Source organism: Streptomyces sp. NPDC051636 (assembly GCF_044453765.1).
Classification (GTDB): Bacteria; Actinomycetota; Actinomycetes; order Streptomycetales; family Streptomycetaceae; genus Streptomyces.
This window is the reverse complement of the sequence record NZ_JBITDA010000002.1, coordinates 300,103-317,168: the sequence shown is the minus strand read 5'-3', so window position 1 is coordinate 317,168 and position 17,066 is coordinate 300,103. Positions and strand designations below refer to the sequence as shown.

Below are 17,066 nucleotides of genomic sequence, written 5' to 3'. Positions count from 1 at the left end.
GTACTCCTTCCGTGCTCCGCCTACCGGGTTAGCTGTCGGGTTCGGGCGGTCGATGGTGGAAGGCATGCCCTACGACCCTTGCCCCCTCGGGCAGTTGGGCCGATTCACCCCAAGTCGGTTGGGTCCCCGGCTCCGGCTGTGCCCCGCAAGGGCACCGGACTCGACGGAGGCCACGCGGCCCGGCGGGGTTCGCCGGGGGGAGCCGTGCGGCCTGGTCGCCAACCTAGCCAACTTGTGTGGCCGGTGTGAAGGTTGAAGCGCGGAATGCCCGATACGTAATTGTGATATTCATCTTGGCGCCCGTGATCATCCGGTGAGGAGGCCCCCAAACCGCCCGCAGGACCAGCACTTCGAACGCCCGCCTCGCCGCCGCATCTCACCACCGCATGATGACCAGCGCCGTGTCGTCGGTCGCGGCCTCCCGCGGAAGCAACTCCCGCAGGACGGCGTCGGCGAGGTCCTCCGGATCCGCGGCCCGGTGCCGGCCGAGAACGTCGGCGAGACGGGCCGGCCCGACGTCGATGTCCTCGTGCCGCCGCTCGATCAGGCCGTCGGTGTACAGCACGAGGGTGGCCCCGTCGGTGAACGTGAGGCGTGCCTCGGGACGTGGCCGGGGTCGGGCCGGGCGTCCAGCGGGGGATCGGTGGCCCGGTCGAGGAACTCCACGAGGCCGTCGGCATGCACCAGTACGGGCGGCGGGTGGCCGGCGCTGCTGTAGGCCGGGGTGCGGTGGTCGAAGTCGATGAACGTCGCCACCGCGGTCGCCGATTCCGCGCCGTCGACCACGTGGGCGTACTCCCCCAGGGCGTTCAGCGCATGCGCGAGGCCGTCGGCGACGCGGCAGACGGCGCTGAGCGCTGCGCAACTGCCCCATCACGCACGCGGCCTGCAGGCAGTGCCCGACCACGTCACCGACCGAGAGGCCGATGCGGTCGCCGCCGACCCGGTCGACCAGGTCGTACCAGTCCCCGCACACGTTCAGCGCGCTCACCGGGCTGGTACCGCACGGCGGCCCGGTGGCGCCCCACCTGCAGGCGGGCGGGGAGCATCGCCTCCTGGAGGGCGAGCGCCACCTCCCGGTCCCGGGCGTGGGACCGGCGCAGCCGCTCGTTCAGCTCCTGTCAGCTCCCGGGCGCGCCGGTACAGCTCGGCCTCCAGCACCTGGGCCCGGTCGCTGTGCCCGCTGCCGCGGGCCCGGCGACCATCCCCGGCAGTGTCTGGAACACCGCCGCGTAGTCGATCTCAGCGTCCGCCATGGCCTGCCGCCTCACCCGACCGCCGATACGGGCCCGGTCTCCCCCGAAATCTGCGCCCGAGCGGGCGGGGGATCTGCCGAGGACGCTGCTCATCGCAGTCGGGAGCCACTGATCCGTGCGGGGCGTGCGCGCCGGAGCGCACGGGCGCGCGGCGGCAGGGGTCCGCCTGTGGTCCGTACCGGTACTGCGGGCGAGCGGTGTGCTCTTCCACGCTCCGGCCAGGCCGAACCGCCGCGGCGCCGGCCGCGTGTCTGTGAGTTCACGATGAATCTCCGGGGTGCTTGAACACACCGGCCTTCGACTCCGTATGGGACGGGGGCTTGCCATGCCGGGCCGGCCATGAGGTGCGGGAGTACTCCCTTGGGACGCAACAAGCGCAGACGCCCGACAGGCGCACGACGCGCGACCTTCGCCGCGGTCGCGTTGATGCTGGGCGGAGGTGGACTGGTCGCGGCGAACGTCTACGCCTCGGCGACCGAGGGCGGCACGGACGCCCAGGTGCGGCAGGCGGGCCAGGACGGGAGCGGCTGGGGTTCGGGGTCGGCCACCGTCGACTGCCCGGACGTCGGCAGCCGCCTGACCTCCGTGCCGGACGCGGCGAGGGAGGACGTCGACCGCGAACTCGCCCTGCTGGACCAGCAGGTAGCCGCCGCCTACCAGCAACTCCAGGCGTCGGCGCAGGCCGTGCGGCAGGACCCCGGGTCGGCCGACGGCACGATCATGGACCCGCTGAAGGAGAAGCGGGCCGCGGTCATCGAGCGCATCGCCGCCGCCATCGACCGCGTCGGCGACCGCCCGCAGGGAATGGAGGACCTGGCCGGGTGCACCCTGCGCCCGCCCGCAGACCAGGGTGAAGAGGGAGGTGACGGCGGCCAGGCCGACGGCGACCAGGACCAGGGCGGCAACGGCAACGCCGGCCAGGGCGGCAACGGTCCCGTGGCCGACGACTACGCGGACATCACCCGCGTCCAGCCCAACGTCCGGACCCCGCCGCAGCAGGCCGACGCCTCGCGCGGCAGCTTCACCTCCAGCTGCGGGGTCAACGCGGGCGGCCTGTTCAACTCCGACAACGTGATCGTCGCGCCCGGCGTCACCAACGGCGCCCACCACTTCCACGACTACGTCGGCAACCAGGCCAACAACGCCTTCGCCAGCGACGAGGACCTGGCGAACGGCGACACGAGCTGCGTGGACCAGGGCGACAAGTCCTCGTACTACTGGCCGGTGCTGCGCCTGCAGAACGGCACCAGGGAACGGGACGCCGACGCCCCCGGCGGCGGCACCGAGGGCAACGCCGGCCAGATCGTCACGCCCAAGGACGTCACGCTGACCTTCGAGGGCAGCCCGCGCGGCAAGGTCACCGCCATGCCCCGCCTGCTGCGCATCATCACCGGTGACGCCAAGGCCTTCGTCAACGGCCCCGCGAACGCCAACGCCTCGTGGAGCTGCACCGGTTACGAGGACCGGCAGCTGAAGGACAAGTATCCGCTGTGCCCGTCCGGCAGCGACGTCGTGCGCACCTTCACGTTCCAGAGCTGCTGGGACGGCCGGAACATCGACAGCGCCAACCATCGCACCCATGTGGCGTTCACCGACGCCGAGGGCAGGTGCCCGGACGGCTTCCAGGCGATTCCGCAGCTGGTGCAGCGCATCGTGTACGACGTCGCCGCGCCCAGCCTCCAGGACGGTGGCCGCACGCATCCGCTGTTCGCCGTGGACTCCTTCCCGGAGCAGCTGCACAAGCCGGTCACGGACCACGGCGACTTCGTCAACGTCTTCGACGAGGACCTGATGCGGGACATGGTCGACTGCATCAACTCGGGCCGTACGTGCGGCGCCCGCGGGGACTCCGGCGGTTCACCCTCGCCGAGTTCCGACGCCTCGCCCGGCGGCGGCGAGACGAACCCCGGCAACGGCGGGGGTGAGCAGCCGTCGCAGGAGCCGTCGCAGCAGCCCACGCAGCAGCCGTCGTCCGAGGCGCCGAGCACCCAGCCGGCGAACGACCCCGGTACGTCCTCCGCCCCGGCCCCCGCCACCACCGCACCCAGGGTCTACACGACCACGTCGCCGCCCCGGACCGCCACGCCCACACCGACCCGCCACGGTTCGCACAGCGGCAAGGAAGACAAGGCGGACAAGGCAGACAAGCCCAGCAAGGCCGACCACTCCACCCCGCCCGCCGAACCGCCGGCCAGCGCGGCGGCGGAATCGTCCGGCGCCGCCGCACAGACGGCTCCGCAGACGGCAGCGCCCACGGCATCGCAGTCCGAGCCCCAGACCCAGCCCCAGACCGAACCGCAGGCGGTCCAGGGCGGTCTCGCCGAGACGGGGGCGCACCTGTGGCCCGGCGCGCTCGGCGCGGTGCTCCTGATCGCGGGCTTCGTCGTGCTGCGCCGCACCGACCGCTCGTCGAGGTGACCCCGGACCGGCGCCCGGTGTACACCGGGCGCCGGTCTCAGGCGATGCGCAGGGTCCGCTTGGCCAGTTCGTACGCCGGGAGCATCTCCTCGTGCTCCTGGGTGTCGAGCCCGCCGAGGTGCAGCACGACCGGGCCGTCCGCGGTGGTGACGGCCAGGGCGCTCTCCTTCTTGGACTCGTCGAGGAGCTTGCTGGTGTAGACGTACTCGACCTCGACGCCGGAGACACCGCCGGTCCTGAAGGCGCGGTACGTCTCCTTGCTGGTGTTGTCCTCCGCCGCCACGAAGGCACGCAGGACGGCACGCGCGTCCGCGTCGCCCGGTTCGCCCTTCCACACGCGCAGGAAGCCGATGTTCCCGGCGGGCTTGGCGTCGACCTCGCAGGCGGCGGTGACCGGGCCCTGGTGCAGCAGCGCGTCGGCGACGTCGCCGGCCGGTTCGTCGTCGGAGCCGCTCGAACCGCCGGCGGCGTCCGCGTCGATCGCCTTCGCCTTCCAGCCCTTGGCGATGTCGAAGGTGACGGGCAGTTCGCAGGCCGAACCGGCGGCGCCTATACGGCCGCCGCTCGCGGCAGCCCCGCCCGTCGCCCCCGAGCCCCGGCTCGTCTCCGACGCGCCCGCGCTCGTGGACGACTTCACGTCCTCCTCGTCCGACGGGCCCGCACAGCCCGCCAACACCGCCGCCAGCATCAGTACCTGCGCCACTCTGCCGCGCACGGCCCCCACCTCGACACGCACCGCCGTAACCCCCTTCTGTCCAGGCCGGACACTGTATCCGAGGGCGCTGACAGGGTCGTGTGCAATCGCGGCGAGCCACCGCCGTGCCGGATCTCCGCTGACGGTCAGTCACTCACCGAACCGTAATATTCCGACTACTACCGCCGGTAACACCCGCTGTCGTACGGTCCTGCCAGCCGCTTCGGAGGCGACGGACCCCTGCCCCCACCCAGGAGGTCCGCCATGCCCGAGCGCACCCGCCTGCCGGCCCTCGCCGTCACCGCCGCCGTCTGCCTCGGCGCGCAGGCCCTGCCGGCCGCCACGGCCACCGCGTCGGACACCTGGCGTCCCGCGGCGTCACGATCCCCGCCTTTCACACCCCGCCCGCCGCGCTGCCCGCGGCCGACGGCGCCCTGATCCGCAGCCAACCGCTGCCGCTCGCCCTGGGCCTGCCCGGCCGCTGCCCGGCCGGGCGACCCGCCTGATGTACAGGTCGACCGACCCGGGCGGCGATCCGGTCGCGGTGACCGGCGCCTCCGTCGAACCGGCCGCCGCCTGGCACGGCGGGGGAGCGCGCCCGCTGGTCGCCGTCGCCCCCGGCACGATGGGCCTGGGCGACCGGAGCGCCGCCTCCCTCGGCCTGGGGCATCCGCTGCTGCTCAACGGCCAGGGCGACGCCCTCTCCTGGCTGACCGGCCGCCTCTCCGGCGAGCCCGCCGCCGCCACCTGCGCGAGCCTGCCGGACCAGCCCTGAGGGATGATCGGCCTTGCGGCCGGACGGCGCGTCACGGCAGGGTGCGGGTGTGCCCACCTTGCTGATCGTCCACCACACGCCCTCGCCCAACTGCCAGGCCCTGTTCGAGGCCGTGGTGTCCGGTGCCACGGCCCCGGAGATCGAGGGGGTCCGCGTCGTCCGCCGGGCGGCCCTCTCCGCCACGGCGTCCGACGTGCTCGCCGCCGACGGATACCTGCTCGGCACCCCCGCGAACCTCGGCTACATCTCCGGCGCGCTCAAGCACTTCTTCGACCAGGTCTACTACCCCTGCCTGGACGAGACCCGCGGCCGCCTCTTCGGCTGCTACGTGCACGGCGGCAGTGACGTCACCGGCGCGCTGCGCGCGATCGAGACGATCACCACGGGCCTCGGCTGGCGGCGGGCGGCGGCCCCGGTCACCGTGACCGGCGAGCCCGGCAAGGCCGACGTCGAGGCGTGCTGGGAACTGGGCGCGACGGTCGCGGCCGGGCTGATGGACGTCTCCTGAAGGCCCGGCGGCCGAACCGCCCCGCCGAGTCCGGCGCATCCCGCTGCCGAACGGCCCGGCTACGTCCACCGCATCCCGATGCCGGACAGCTGCGCCACCCGTTCGGGAGTCAGCGTGGCGGCGCGGGACCGCTGGTTGCTGATCCAGGCGCCGAGCCTGACCTGCCGCTCCTGGCCGCCGTCGTCCGCGGTGACGGTCTCCACGTGCTTGCGCGGGACGACCAGGTGGCCCTCACGCCGGTAGAACTGGGTCGCGGCGGCCAGGTTGACCGCCCACTTGTCGGCGTGGGACGTACGCGGCCTGGGCCGCTCCTCCTCGGCGGCGGGCTCGATGCCCAGCACGTGCTCGCACAGCCACCGCTGGCCGGCCGTCAGCCCGTCCCAGCCGAGGCGCTGCGCGCGGACCCACCGGCCGAGGTCCTCGCCCTGGCGCACGGTCTCGCCCGGCGCGACGGGCAGCCGGCCGCCCTCCGCCAGGTGCAGCCGGGTGAGGTGGAAGCGGCGTTGCCACTCCACCGGCCAGGCGGGACACCAGGAGGGGTCGATCTCCTCCAACTGCTCCCGGCGTTCCTCGGACAGCGCCCCGGGGGCCGCCTCCGCCGCCGGGTCCTCGACGGCCCTGCGGGCGGCGGCCCGCTGGTTCTTCAGCCAGATGCCGACCCTGAAGCCCTGGTGGACGGCGTCGTGCGGGGCGAGGAGGTGACCGTGCTCGGCGGCCCAGGCGCGGGCCGCGGCGAGCCCCTCCTCCCAGGCCACGTCGAAGTGCGACCAGACCATGCCCAGCCGCTCCAACTGGCGGACCCGTTCGGCGTCGAGGCTGCCCCGCGCGTGGAAGCGGCGGGCGTCGGCGATCCACTGCCCGAGCGGGAATCCGGCGAGCGCGTCCGGCCACCCGTCGGCCTCGGCCTGTTCGCCCCCGGGCACCCGGAAGGTGAACGGCACCCGCAGGTCGCCGTGGGCGCGGGCGTAGAGCGTGGCGGCCTCGACGCCGCGCCGCCAGTGGGCGTGCTCCGGGTTGATCACGCGCAGCTCGACGAACGCCGCCAGCTGCGCCGGGTCGCGCGGAGTGGAGAACTTCAGCAGAGCCCTGGCCGGGGCGCTCACACCCCTGAGACCGTCCTCGGCCTCCTCGCCCTCCTCCTCGGCGAGGGTGCGGCCCTTGGACGCCCGGCTCGGCGCCTGCGGTTCGGCGAGCCGCTCCACGATGCGGGCGTCGTGGGCGCGCAGCGCCTCCAGCAGCCGGGCCAGCCCCGCGTACGCCCTGCTGCTGAGCATGCTGTCCGGCGTCTCGCCCGGCCCGAGCAGCACCGGCACCACCAGCGACGCCGTCTTGCCCTCACCGGGCCGGATGCGCAGGGCGCGTCCCACCGCCTGGACGAGGTCGGGCATGGAGCCGCGTACGTCGGCGAAGTACACCGAGTCGCAGTGCCGGGTGTCGACACCCTCCCCGAGGACCCGCACCGAACTCAGAAAAGCCCTGCGCACCCGGGTCCCGTCGGCGGCCTTCAGCCGGGCGAAGGCGTCCAGGACCCGGCGCCGGTGCAGGGGCGGGTGGTCGCCGCACAGCCAGTCGGCCCACACCCTACGCGGATAGCGCCGGGGCTGGGCGGCGTGCAAGCGCGCCGCGGCCTGACCGAGCCCGGCCGCGAAGGCCTCCGCCTCCCGGACGAGGTGATGGAAGACCAGCGTCCGCCGCAGCCCCTCCTCGCGCGCCGCCTTCAGCAGCGCCGTCTGCAACGCGGCGAGCCGCGCGCCGCGCACCTCGTCCGTACGGCCCTCGATGCCGAGCAGCTGCGCGGCCTGCAGCTGCGTGTCGGTGACGTCGACGCACACCACCTGGTACGGCGCGCAGATCCCGCGGTCGATGGCCTCGGACAGGGTGAGGGTGTGGCAGCGGGCGCCGAACGGGCCGTCCGGGTCGTCGTCCATGGAGGCGACGAGCTCGCCGGGCGCCCCCTGCCCCGTCTCCTCGTCGGGCTGCCACAGCCGGGGGGTGGCGGTCATGTACAGCCGCCGCAGCGACGGGATCCGGGCGTTGTCGTGGACGACCGCCCAGGGCTTGCCGATCCGCCCCGAGGTCCGGTGCGCCTCGTCCACGACGATCAGGTCCCAGCCCGGCAGCCCCGCCGCGTGCGCCCGCTCCAGCGTGCCGAGGCCGAGCGAGGCGTACGTGGCGAAGACGGTGACCCGGTCGAAGGGCCGCACCCAGGCGACCAGCTCGTCCGCGTCGGTGGTGTTGGGGAACGGGGCATGGTCCCCGCGCAGCGAGGACACCCCGATCATCGGCCCCGTACGGCCGCCCGCGCGCCAGGCGGCCTCGGTCTGGGCCAGCAGGTCCAGGGAGGGCACCAGCACCAGCACCCGGCCCGCGCGCAGCTCCTCGGCGCCGCGGACCGCCACGAGGGTCTTGCCGGAGCCCGTGGCCATGACGACCTGGGTCCGCAGTCCCCGCGGGGGCAGGGACGTGCCGGCCGGGGGTTCGAGCGCGCGGACCACGGCGTCCACGGCCTCGCGCTGGTGGGGACGGAGTCTCACGGGGACGACGATAGCGCCGCCCGCGTCACTGCCGGTGCCGGCGACGCAGCAGGCGGCGGGCGACGAACGCGGCGGCCAGGACGCCGAGGGCGAGGAACGCGTAGAGCTGGTAGCGGGTGATCTCGTCGTAGATCTCGCCGATGTGGGCGCCCGCGAAGTAGGCCAGGGTCGCCCACAGCCCGACCCACAGGGCCGCGCCGAGCGCGTTGAACGCCAGAAAGCGCCGCCAGGGCATGCCGGTGGTCCCCGCGATGATGCCGTTGGCCTGCCGCAGCCCCTCGACGAACCGGGCAATGGTGACGATCTTGCCGCCGTGCCGGGTGAAGAACTCCTCGGCCGCGCGGAACCGCTTCGGCGTGAGGAACACGTACCGGCCCCACCGGTGCACGAAGGCCCGGCCGCCGGACCGGCCGATCAGATAGCCCACGTTGTCCCCGAGCACGGCCGCGGCGAACGCGATGACCGCCACGGCCACGATGTTCAGCCGGCCCGCCCCCGCGTACACGCCCGCGGCGATCAGGATCGTCTCGCCGGGAGCGGGGACCCCGAAGTCCTCCACGAACACCACGGCACCGACGGCCCAGTAACCGTAGTGGCCGAGCAGCGGTGCCAGGTGGGCCAGCGGACCCGGAAGCGGAGGGGCCATGCCTCCACCGTACGGACCTCCCCGGAGCTCGCACCGGGCACCGGTGCCGGTACGGCAGTACGACGGCTCCTACGACACGCGTCGGGACCGCTGCCGGGCGTGGTCGGGGCCGGGCTTGGGGCGGGTGCGGGTCCAGGACGGATCGGCCATGCGGACGCCGGGGTGCGCCCGAGGCGGTGTGGGGACGCGGAGGAGAGCGCGGCGGGGGCCGTACGGGTCGGTGCCGGTCGGCGGTGCCGGCGTGATGCGCGCGCAGATCGACCATCTGACCGAGCTCAACCGGCTGCCCCATGTGACCCTGCAGATCATGCCGTTCGCCAACGGGCCGCACCCGGCGATGCGGGCGGGCGCGTACCACCTCTTCCGGTTCCGGGCCCCCGAGCTGCCCGACATCGTCTACCTCAGCGGCCTGGTCGGCGCCGTCTACCTCGACAAGGTCGACGACGTCGTGGTGTACCGCGAGGCCCTGGACCGGCTCGGCGCCCAGGCGACGCCCGCCAAGAAGACCGAGGCGATCCTCGGTTCGATTCGCAAGGTCGGCCGGGCCTACGACGCGGTCAGCAGCGCCTCGGCACCCACCGGCCGGTACCCGGCCGCCTGGAAGGCGCGCACGCTGCGCGCGTTGCCCGCGGCCTGCTGCGACCACACCGGCCGCCCGTCCGGCACGAGATGCCGCGCGGCCGTGGCCAAAGCCCGGCCCAGGCCCCGGTGGCGTACGTCCTCGTCCACGTCGACCGCGGTCTCCCAGCGGCCGGCCACACCCCGGCCGAGCACGACCACCCCGCCCTCGGCCGCCCAGACCCGGACGTCGTCCCGCCGCTCGCGCGCCCTGGACACCCGCGGGTGGCCGGGATCGGCCAACTCGCGTAGCTCCAACGGAGGTTCACCGGGGAGCGCGCTCGCCACGGTGAGCAGGTCGATGGTGTCCGTCGACCGTCCGGTGCGCTCCAGGAGCGCCGCGAGGAACCGCGGGTTCATCGTGGCCGCCAGCGCGTCGCAGTCGAGGGAGGCCAGGGTGTCGCGCACCCACTGCGGATCCTCGTCCGTGAACACGACCGAGTGCGCGGTGAACGCGATCACCCCGGCGTTCCGGTGACCGGGCTGCGGCACCACGGTCGTACCGCCGTCGGGCGGCGGGAAGTGCCCCCGCGCGGCGGCGTCCAGGATGCCGGCCAGGGTCGGGCTCATGGCGGTCCGCTCTCCTTCGGGTCGCGTGGATGGGGTCGGCGTCCCAGGCTCACGCACCGGGCCCGGTAACGGAAGCCCAGGTATGCGGGCGAGACCACGGCATCGTTTTGAACGCGTTCAATTATGGGCTAGGGTCGTGTCCGGCGACGGCACGAGGGGGAAGTCGGTGAGGTCGATGAAGTTCGTGCTGCCCGGGGGCACCGGACAGGTGGGTACGGTCCTGAAGCGGGCGCTGACCGCGGCCGGTCACGAGGTGGTCGTACTGAGCAGGCGGCCGGCGCGGGCCGGTGAGGTCGCCTGGGACGGGCGGACCCTGGGCCCCTGGGCGGAGGCGGTCGACGGCAGCGATGTCGTGGTCAACCTGGCGGGACGAAGCGTCAGTTGCCGCTACACGCCCGTCAACCTGAAGGCCATGATGGACTCGCGGGTGGACTCCGCCCGGGTCGTGGGCGAGGCGATCGCCGCCGCCGCCCGGCCGCCCCGCGTCTGGCTGCAGATGAGCACGGCCACCGTCTACGCCCACCGCTACGACGCCCCCAACGACGAGGCGACGGGCGTGATCGGCGGCGCCGAACCCGGCGTGCCCGGCTACTGGTCCTACAGCATCGACATCGCCAAGGCCTGGGAGCGGGAACAGGAGCGGGCCGACACCCCGCACACCCGCAAGGTCGCCCTGCGGTCCGCGATGGTGATGAGCCCCGACCGGGGCGGCGTTTTCGACGTCCTGCTGCGGCTGGCCCGGCTCGGCCTCGGCGGCCCGGTCGCGGGCGGCACCCAGTACGTCTCCTGGATCCACGACCGCGACTTCGTACGCGCCGTCGAGTTCCTGGCCGCCCGGGACGAGCTCGCCGGGCCGGTCAACCTCGCCGCCCCCGGCCCCCTGCCGCAGCGCGCCTTCATGCGCGCCCTGCGGGCGGCGTGGGGCGTTCCCGTCGGTCTGCCCGCCACCGCGTGGATGGCGGAGATCGGCGCCTTCGTACTGCGCTCGGACACCGAACTGCTGCTGAAGAGCCGGCGTGTCGTCCCGGGCCGCCTGCTCGACGCGGGCTTCGCCTTCGACCACCCGCACTGGCCGCGGGCCGCTGCCGACCTCGTACGGCGGGTACGGGGCCGCCCCTGACGTCACGGCGCCGGCGCGGTCCACTCCCCGTCGCGCATCACGTGCCGGCCCTTGAGCTCGTGCTCCCCGTGCCAGGCCTGGATCGTCTGCGGAAGCACCCTGAAGTACGCGTAGGAGGGGTGGTCCCCGCGCGGATCCCAGCCCCACTGCCCGGCGAAGGCTTCGGCGGCGGCGGCCGGCACCTCCTGAGCGGTGAAGGTCTCCACCGAGGCGTCGATCAGGACGACGTCCCGCGTGTCACCGAGCGCGAGCCGGGCCCGGCCGGTGTCGCGCAGGTTGCGCCCCGTCGGGTTGGTGATCCTGGTCGACAGCCAGATCGCCGCCCCGTCCCACAGGAACCACAGCGGGACCAGACACGGCAACCCGTCCGCCCCGGCCGTGGCCACCCAGGCGTCCGTCCGCGACCGCAGCTTCCCGAGCACGTCACGCCGCCGCCGAACGGTGTCGCGAGGCTCCTCGGTGATCTTCATACGGGCGACGCTACCGGCCGCGAGGCCGCGCCGCCTCGGGCGCTGGTCCTACGGCCACGGACCGAGGGGGACGGTCCCGCCCCGCCGCACGCCGTCAGGGCCGCTCGCCGAGCGGGGCGGGCAAGCCGAAGAGGCGTGGGCCGTCCCGTCGGCCCCGGTGAGCGCGTCCTCCTGATCCCCTGACAGCGGCGGTGCCGCGTGGTGCAGGACACAGGTCATGGTGGATTGCCGGTGGCGCGGGGGAGGGAAGGCATAGCCCTGCCGTGATCTCCGTGAAGGGAGCATGACACCCGTGACGCTCGTGGCGCCTCCCCCCATACCCAGGGCGGCGGGTTCGCTGCCGCTGCTGGGTCACGCCGTACAGCTCTTCCGGGACAACCTCGCTTTCATCGCGTCACTGCGCGAGAAGTACGGTCCCCTGGTCGAGATCACCCTCCAGCCGGGCACCCGCACGATCGTGGTCCAGGACCCGGCACTGATCCGCACCATGCTCACCGACCTGGGCCCGAGCCTGGACAAGGGCCGGTTCTTCGAGAAGATGGGCCAGTTGCTGGGCGAGTCGGTGGTCACCGTGGCCGGGCAGGAGCACGTCCGCAAGCGGCGCCAGCTCCAGCCGGCCTTCGGACGCCCCGAGATCGCCCGCTACGTCGACGTCATGCGCGGCGAGGTGAACGCCACCATCGAGGCATGGACGCCCGGGCGGGCCCTGGACGTCCGCGAGTCGATGATCAAGCTCTCCCTCGACATGCTCGTCAAGACCGTCTTCTCCGGCAGCCTGGACGCCGCCACCTTCCGCCGGCTGCGCGAGGACCTGTCCGTGGTGCTGGACGGCGTCGGGGTACGGGTCATGCTGCCGGACTGGGTGGAACGCCTGCCGATCGCCTTCAACCGCCGCTTCGCCCGGGCCCGCGACGGCGTGCGGGTCACCATCGGCAACGCCATCGCCGCCCTGCAGACCTCCGGGCACGACACCGGCGACATGCTGTCCATGCTCCTGCGCGCCGAGGACGAGACGACCGGCCGGCCGCTCACCGAGGAGCAGATCTGCTCCGAGATCCTCACCCTGGCCCTCGCCGGCACCGAGAACACTGCCACCGTGCTGTCTTGGGTGCTGTACGAACTCGACCGCCACCCCGCAATCGAGACCCGGGTCCTCGCCGAACTCGACGAGGTACTCGGCGACCGTCCCGTCACCTTGGACGACATCACCCGCCTGCCCTGCCTGGGGCGGGTCATCACGGAGGCGCTGCGGCTGCACCACACCGGATGGCTCGTCACCCGCCGCACGATGCACGAGACCCGCCTCGGCCCCTGGACCCTGCCCGCGGGCACCGAACTCGCCTACTGCCAGCACGCCCTGCACCGCGACCCGGCGTTCTACCCGGAGCCCCTGACGTTCGATCCCGATCGCTGGCTGGACGGCAACCAGACGCCGCCGGGCGCGTTCGTCCCCTTCGGCGCGGGCAAGCACAAGTGCATCGGCGACCGCTTCGCGATGACCGAGCTGATCACCGCCCTCGCCACGCTCCTGCGCCGCTGGAAGCTGGAGCTCGCGCCCGGCCAGACCGTACGGCCCGTGGCCCGGGCCACGGTACGGCCCCGGACCCTGGTGATGATCCCGCGCCCGCGCAGCGACACCGCGCGCGACAAGGCCGCGTGAGCGCGGCCCGTGCGGTCGGCCGGTCCCGCCTCACACCCACGGCGTGGCGCGGGTGGCGCGGTCACCGTTCTCGGTCACGCGGCACAGCAGGCGGAACGCCGTCAGAAGCGTGAGCGGCCAGACCACGGCGAACCCCCACACCAGGGCGGGGTCCGAGGTGCGGATGCCCAGGACGCCGAGGACGACCGACGCGCACATCAGGACGGCGGCCGTCAGGGGCAGCCACACCCGAGGAGGTGAGGTGCTCATCCGGCGGGCGAGGCGACGGTCGCGGCCCAGCTCCGCCTCGATGCGGAGCAGGGCGAGCCGTTCGTGGGCCGTGAGTTCGACGTCATCCGAGTGACTCCGGTCGTTCATGGGCACCGGGTGCCCCGAGAGTGGCGTCCGATGCCCTTACAGCTGTGGGGTGTCCGTCAACGGGCGGCTGGTGGGTGAGTGCTTCCAGGAGAGCGTCCGCGCTGTCCGGGGCCCGCCCGGAACGGAAGGCGGCGGCGATCCGGCGTGCGGTGTCCCGCCCCTCGGTGAGGCACCAGTCCCACCAGTGTGCGAGCCGGGCGGCGTCGAGGTGTTCGGCGGGCACCAGGGCGGGCCAGTCGCAGGATCTGGCCTGCGCGGTGACCTTGGCGCCCGACTCGACCGGGTCGACCGCCAGGGCCGGTACGCCGGCGCGCAGGGAGAGCACCAGTCCGTGCAGCCGGTCCGTGACGACCAGGTCCAGCCGGCCCAGCAGGGAGTCCAGTTGCGCGGGCGTCGCGCACAGCCGCCAGTCCCTCGTGTCGAGCCGGGTCTCCAGTTCCACGCGCGCGCAGTCCTTGGCCAGGAGCCAGCGCGTGATCCGGTCCGCAGCCTGCTCGTGCCGCCGCCGGGCCCCGTACTCCCGCTGCCCCCGGGTCAGGATCACGCCCACCACCGGCACGGCGGGGGCGGCGGGGGCGCGGGCCGACAGGTCCGGCACCGGGTCGACAGCCGGGCCGTCGCGGGCCAGGATCCGGTGGAACCCGGTGACGGCGGGACTGCCGGCGTCGATCACGGAGGTCCCGACGGCGATCCGCAGACAGTGCGGGAACCTTCGGTGCAGGTCCGCCACTTGCGGCCCGTGCAGCGGCCCGCACACGAAGACCAGACGGCTGTACGCCCGGGGGTGCACGGCGTCGAGGTGCAGCGCGTCCGGCTTGAACGCGGGGCTCCAGGCGGTGTCGCAGGGGTACCCGGCGCGCTCAAGGACGCCTTGGACGCGGGCCAGCGCGAGGACGTCCCCGGCGGTCGCCTCGCCGTCCGGGAAGCTGAACCATCCGGTGAGCAGCGTCCTGCCCATGCCACCGCCTCCCTCCCTGGTACGGGCAGGCGAGTACCCGAGGACGGCGCGCGTCACACGGACAGCGCGCGCTGCCGCCTCTCGGCAGGACGCGCGGAGCGTCCTCCCCGGGCCTGCCGAGAGGCGTCAGCCCTCGCCGACGTTCGACGTGATCAACCGGACAGCACGGATTCACCGGCTCGGTTCACGGTGCGGTACTTGCCTCCTGCGTTTCTCATGGTGATGGGAAGAGCTTGTCGTTCGAGTCCTTGCATCGACTTCACATTGGTTGCGCACGATCCAATCGCACGAGGAGATCGCCATGACGGACACCAGCACCAGCCCCACCCGCCCCGTCCTCGAGCCCGCCGCCCAGGCCTTCGTCGAGGCCACCGCGAACCCGCCGTACCTGTTCGACCTCGGCCCGGCCGAGGGGCGCAAGGCGGTCGAGGAGGTGCAGTCCGGTGAGATCGCCAAGCCGGCGGTCGACGAGGAGTGGGTCACCGTCTCCGGTGGCCCGACGGGCAGTGTCCGGGCGCGCATCGTCAAGCCCGCCGGGGCCACCGGCACGCTGCCGGTGATCCTCTACATCCACGGTGCCGGCTGGGTCTTCGGCAACGCCCACACCCACGACCGCCTGGTGCGCGAACTCGCCGTCGGAGCGAACGCGGCCGTGGTCTTCCCCGAGTACGACCTCTCGCCCGAGGCCCGCTACCCGGTCGCCATCGAGCAGAACTACGCGGTCGCCCGGTGGGTCGTGGAGCAGGGCGGCTCCAAGGGCCTGGACGGCTCGCGCCTGGCCGTGGCCGGTGACTCCGTCGGCGGCAACATGGCCGCCGCGCTGACCCTGATGGCCAAGGACCGCGGCGGCGTCCCGCTGGTCCGGCAGGTGCTGTTCTACCCGGTCACCGACGCGAGCTTCGACACCGGCTCCTACCACCGGTTCGCGGAAGGCTACTTCCTGCGCCGGGACGCCATGCAGTGGTTCTGGGACCAGTACACGACCGACGAGAACCAGCGCGCCGAGATCACCGCCTCCCCGCTGCGCGCGACCACCGAGCAGCTCACCGGCCTGCCCCCGGCGCTGGTCATCACGGGTGAGGCCGACGTCCTGCGCGACGAGGGCGAGGCCTACGCCAACAAGCTGCGCCAGGCCGGAGTCCCGGTCACCGCCGTCCGCTTCCAGGGCATCATCCACGACTTCGTGATGCTCAACGCCCTGCGCGAGACCCACGCCGCCGAGGCCGCCGTCACGCTGGCCGCCGGCACCCTGCGCGCCGCGCTGGCTACGGCCTGACAGCGGCGGTCCGTACCGCCATCAGCAGTCCGCCGGCCCAGGCGAGGCGCATGGTCCGGAAGTCCGTACGCCGTTCGAGAGCGGCGAGCAGTGACACCACGTGCTCCGCGTGTCCCTGCGGCCACCCGGGCTGCTCGACCAGGTCGTCGACGACGTACGTCCCGCCCACCGCCACCGGTTCCAGCGCACGGTCCAGGTGCGTGAACTTCCCCGGCCAGGTGTCCGCGAAGACCAAGGTCGAACGGCTCGCCGCCGTACGCCTCCAGCCAGGCCCCGCCGTCGCCGGTCACGAACGTCACCCGGGGATCCTCGCCCAGCGCCTCGAGGGCGACCGCCTGTACGGACTGGTCGCGTTCGACCGTCGTCAGCTCCGCGTCGCCGGCCATGCCGCTCAGCAGCCAGGCGGTGCCCGCGCCCACGCCGGTGCCCAGTTCGAGGATCCGCCCGCCGGGCCGGGCGGCCGCGAGCGCGGCCAGGAAGCTGCCCGTCCGATCCTCGCAGGACCGGGTGAATCCGGCCTCACGTGCCGCGGCGCGCAGGCGGGCAGGGCGGCCGGGTGCCGCGTCGGTGCGTCGTCCATCAGAGGATGACGCTGACCCGAGCGTACGGCCGCAACCTCGTTGTGCCTCAGGGCAGTTCGGCGATCAGGGCCGAGAAGCCCGGCGAGGTGCGCGGCGCGCTGTGTGAGGCGTTCGCCCACGACGGACCCGCGCTGGTCGACGTCGTCACCGACCCCGCCGCGCTCACCGTCCCGCCGAAGATCACCATCGAGCAGATCACCGGCTTCGCCCTGTCGGCCGGCCGTGCCGTGCTCACCGGCGGAGTGGGCCGCATGCCCCACCTCGCCCCACCAATCTGCGCAAGTGCCACGGCCGTGAGGCAGAGCCGCTTCCCCGCAAACAGACCTCCGCCGGAAGTCGAGGTCGCGGCTCGGCTCGTCAAGGCGCGTGAGGATCACAGGACCGGGTACGTTGCCCCACCATGGACGGCTACGACCCCCCAGACCTGGACGAGACCGGCTTCCTGCCCGGGGGCGGCACCGCCGAGCGACTGGCGGTGCTGCACCAGGAGGAGGCCCACGACCTGCTGGACCTTCTGCAGGCGGCCACGGCGCAGCAGGGCCCGCCGCTGTCGCCGGAGGCCCACCGCGTGGCCCGCGAGATCGCCGCCCGCATCCCGTCACCGAACTGACCGTCGCGGTTCGGT

Annotated in this window: 17 protein-coding genes, 4 pseudogenes and 1 riboswitch; of the genes and pseudogenes, 10 read left to right on the top strand and 11 right to left on the bottom strand. The window is 73.6% G+C overall.

Annotated elements, in window-relative coordinates:
• Position 1: 1 nt before the first annotated feature.
• Positions 2–176: riboswitch (cyclic di-AMP (ydaO/yuaA leader) on the bottom strand.
• 200 nt (positions 177–376) lie between these two features.
• Positions 377–565: a SpoIIE family protein phosphatase gene (locus ACIBBH_RS05110; protein WP_399402049.1), complete on the bottom strand. Its 189-nt coding sequence runs from the start codon at positions 563–565 to the stop codon at positions 377–379.
• A pseudogene (locus tag ACIBBH_RS05105) lies at positions 544–877 on the bottom strand (SpoIIE family protein phosphatase). The gene ACIBBH_RS05110 and the pseudogene ACIBBH_RS05105 overlap by 22 nt, the downstream one beginning before the upstream one ends.
• An 805-nt stretch (positions 878–1,682) precedes the next feature.
• Between ACIBBH_RS05105 and ACIBBH_RS05100 the strand changes: the two are divergent.
• Positions 1,683–3,674, top strand: coding sequence for a DUF1996 domain-containing protein (locus tag ACIBBH_RS05100; RefSeq protein WP_399402698.1), 1,992 nt, complete (start codon positions 1,683–1,685; stop codon positions 3,672–3,674).
• A 37-nt stretch (positions 3,675–3,711) separates the two neighbouring features.
• Here ACIBBH_RS05100 and ACIBBH_RS05095 read toward each other — a convergent pair whose 3' ends face one another.
• Positions 3,712–4,410, bottom strand: a complete 699-nt coding sequence (locus ACIBBH_RS05095) for a lipoprotein (RefSeq protein WP_399402047.1) — start codon at positions 4,408–4,410, stop codon at positions 3,712–3,714.
• Positions 4,411–4,632: 222 nt separating this feature from the next.
• Between ACIBBH_RS05095 and ACIBBH_RS05090 the strand changes: the two are divergent.
• Positions 4,633–5,059 (top strand): annotated as a pseudogene (locus tag ACIBBH_RS05090) (triacylglycerol lipase); the annotation flags it as partial.
• A gap of 133 nt (positions 5,060–5,192) precedes the next feature.
• Positions 5,193–5,651 (top strand): flavodoxin family protein, encoded by a 459-nt coding sequence (locus ACIBBH_RS05085; RefSeq protein WP_399402045.1) that lies wholly within the window; start codon positions 5,193–5,195, stop codon positions 5,649–5,651.
• Positions 5,652–5,710: 59 nt separating this feature from the next.
• On the opposite strand, the gene ACIBBH_RS05080 is transcribed toward ACIBBH_RS05085, so the two are convergent.
• The 3 genes from ACIBBH_RS05080 to ACIBBH_RS05070 form a co-directional block, all read right to left on the bottom strand.
• Positions 5,711–8,185 (bottom strand): Helicase associated domain protein, encoded by a 2,475-nt coding sequence (locus ACIBBH_RS05080; RefSeq protein WP_399402043.1) that lies wholly within the window; start codon positions 8,183–8,185, stop codon positions 5,711–5,713.
• Between the two features lie 25 nt (positions 8,186–8,210).
• Entirely contained in the window at positions 8,211–8,831 is a 621-nt protein-coding gene (locus ACIBBH_RS05075; RefSeq protein ID WP_399402041.1) for a DedA family protein, read from the bottom strand.
• A 69-nt stretch (positions 8,832–8,900) separates the two neighbouring features.
• The gene (locus tag ACIBBH_RS05070; RefSeq protein WP_399402040.1) at positions 8,901–9,110 is read right to left on the bottom strand and encodes a hypothetical protein; all 210 of its coding nucleotides are present in this window, start codon (positions 9,108–9,110) and stop codon (positions 8,901–8,903) included.
• On the opposite strand from ACIBBH_RS05070, the pseudogene ACIBBH_RS05065 reads away from it, so the two are divergent.
• Positions 9,055–9,366, top strand: a pseudogene (locus ACIBBH_RS05065) (Scr1 family TA system antitoxin-like transcriptional regulator); the annotation flags it as partial. The gene ACIBBH_RS05070 and the pseudogene ACIBBH_RS05065 sit on opposite strands and share 56 nt — an antisense overlap.
• A gap of 11 nt (positions 9,367–9,377) precedes the next feature.
• Here ACIBBH_RS05065 and ACIBBH_RS05060 read toward each other — a convergent pair.
• Positions 9,378–10,019, bottom strand: coding sequence for a GNAT family N-acetyltransferase (locus ACIBBH_RS05060; protein ID WP_399402038.1), 642 nt, complete (start codon positions 10,017–10,019; stop codon positions 9,378–9,380).
• A gap of 175 nt (positions 10,020–10,194) precedes the next feature.
• Here ACIBBH_RS05060 and ACIBBH_RS05055 point away from each other — a divergent pair, with 175 nt between their 5' ends.
• Positions 10,195–11,139 carry a DUF1731 domain-containing protein gene (locus ACIBBH_RS05055; protein ID WP_399402696.1) on the top strand — a complete coding sequence of 315 codons (945 nt, stop codon included), beginning with the start codon at positions 10,195–10,197 and terminating at the stop codon, positions 11,137–11,139.
• Between the two features lie 2 nt (positions 11,140–11,141).
• On the opposite strand, the gene ACIBBH_RS05050 is transcribed toward ACIBBH_RS05055, so the two are convergent.
• Positions 11,142–11,609, bottom strand: coding sequence for a pyridoxamine 5'-phosphate oxidase family protein (locus ACIBBH_RS05050; RefSeq protein ID WP_399402036.1), 468 nt, complete (start codon positions 11,607–11,609; stop codon positions 11,142–11,144).
• A gap of 283 nt (positions 11,610–11,892) precedes the next feature.
• On the opposite strand from ACIBBH_RS05050, the gene ACIBBH_RS05045 reads away from it, so the two are divergent.
• On the top strand, positions 11,893–13,269 hold the full coding sequence (locus ACIBBH_RS05045) for a cytochrome P450 (RefSeq protein WP_399402034.1): 1,377 nt from the start codon (positions 11,893–11,895) through the stop codon (positions 13,267–13,269).
• A gap of 30 nt (positions 13,270–13,299) precedes the next feature.
• Here the strand turns inward: ACIBBH_RS05045 and ACIBBH_RS05040 are convergent, their stop codons facing one another.
• Both ACIBBH_RS05040 and ACIBBH_RS05035 read right to left on the bottom strand, forming a co-directional pair.
• Positions 13,300–13,626: a DUF3040 domain-containing protein gene (locus ACIBBH_RS05040; RefSeq protein ID WP_399402032.1), complete on the bottom strand. Its 327-nt coding sequence runs from the start codon at positions 13,624–13,626 to the stop codon at positions 13,300–13,302.
• Positions 13,601–14,584 carry a polysaccharide pyruvyl transferase family protein gene (locus tag ACIBBH_RS05035; RefSeq protein WP_399402030.1) on the bottom strand — a complete coding sequence of 328 codons (984 nt, stop codon included), beginning with the start codon at positions 14,582–14,584 and terminating at the stop codon, positions 13,601–13,603. Before ACIBBH_RS05035 ends, ACIBBH_RS05040 begins: the two co-directional genes overlap by 26 nt.
• 301 nt (positions 14,585–14,885) lie before the next feature.
• Here ACIBBH_RS05035 and ACIBBH_RS05030 point away from each other — a divergent pair, with 301 nt between their 5' ends.
• Positions 14,886–15,860, top strand: a complete 975-nt coding sequence (locus ACIBBH_RS05030) for an alpha/beta hydrolase (RefSeq protein WP_399402028.1) — start codon at positions 14,886–14,888, stop codon at positions 15,858–15,860.
• Here ACIBBH_RS05030 and ACIBBH_RS05025 read toward each other — a convergent pair.
• Entirely contained in the window at positions 15,850–16,095 is a 246-nt protein-coding gene (locus ACIBBH_RS05025; protein ID WP_399402026.1) for a hypothetical protein, read from the bottom strand. The two genes, ACIBBH_RS05030 and ACIBBH_RS05025, sit on opposite strands and share 11 nt — an antisense overlap.
• Here ACIBBH_RS05025 and ACIBBH_RS05020 point away from each other — a divergent pair.
• The 3 genes and pseudogenes from ACIBBH_RS05020 to ACIBBH_RS05010 all read left to right on the top strand — a co-directional run bounded on the left by ACIBBH_RS05020 (position 16,079) and on the right by ACIBBH_RS05010 (position 17,051).
• Positions 16,079–16,450, top strand: coding sequence for a hypothetical protein (locus ACIBBH_RS05020; protein ID WP_399402024.1), 372 nt, complete (start codon positions 16,079–16,081; stop codon positions 16,448–16,450). The genes ACIBBH_RS05025 and ACIBBH_RS05020 overlap by 17 nt on opposite strands.
• A 56-nt stretch (positions 16,451–16,506) precedes the next feature.
• A pseudogene (locus ACIBBH_RS05015) lies at positions 16,507–16,707 on the top strand (ubiquinone-dependent pyruvate dehydrogenase); the annotation flags it as partial.
• Between the two features lie 134 nt (positions 16,708–16,841).
• Positions 16,842–17,051, top strand: coding sequence for a DUF6417 family protein (locus tag ACIBBH_RS05010; RefSeq protein WP_399402022.1), 210 nt, complete (start codon positions 16,842–16,844; stop codon positions 17,049–17,051).
• Positions 17,052–17,066 lie beyond the last annotated feature (15 nt).

What these genes read in the sequence shown, in the direction of transcription:
- ACIBBH_RS05045 (WP_399402034.1), top strand. Translation starts at nt 11,893, where the DNA reads ATGACACCCGTGACGCTCGTGGCGCCTCCCCCCATACCCAGGGCGGCG.
- ACIBBH_RS05100 (WP_399402698.1), top strand. Translation starts at nt 1,683, where the DNA reads ATGCTGGGCGGAGGTGGACTGGTCGCGGCGAACGTCTACGCCTCGGCG.
- ACIBBH_RS05075 (WP_399402041.1), bottom strand. Translation starts at nt 8,831, where the DNA reads ATGGCCCCTCCGCTTCCGGGTCCGCTGGCCCACCTGGCACCGCTGCTC.
- ACIBBH_RS05030 (WP_399402028.1), top strand. Translation starts at nt 14,886, where the DNA reads ATGACGGACACCAGCACCAGCCCCACCCGCCCCGTCCTCGAGCCCGCC.
- ACIBBH_RS05055 (WP_399402696.1), top strand. Translation starts at nt 10,195, where the DNA reads ATGAAGTTCGTGCTGCCCGGGGGCACCGGACAGGTGGGTACGGTCCTG.
- ACIBBH_RS05060 (WP_399402038.1), bottom strand. Translation starts at nt 10,019, where the DNA reads ATGAGCCCGACCCTGGCCGGCATCCTGGACGCCGCCGCGCGGGGGCAC.
- ACIBBH_RS05050 (WP_399402036.1), bottom strand. Translation starts at nt 11,609, where the DNA reads ATGAAGATCACCGAGGAGCCTCGCGACACCGTTCGGCGGCGGCGTGAC.
- ACIBBH_RS05010 (WP_399402022.1), top strand. Translation starts at nt 16,842, where the DNA reads ATGGACGGCTACGACCCCCCAGACCTGGACGAGACCGGCTTCCTGCCC.
- ACIBBH_RS05040 (WP_399402032.1), bottom strand. Translation starts at nt 13,626, where the DNA reads ATGAACGACCGGAGTCACTCGGATGACGTCGAACTCACGGCCCACGAA.
- ACIBBH_RS05035 (WP_399402030.1), bottom strand. Translation starts at nt 14,584, where the DNA reads ATGGGCAGGACGCTGCTCACCGGATGGTTCAGCTTCCCGGACGGCGAG.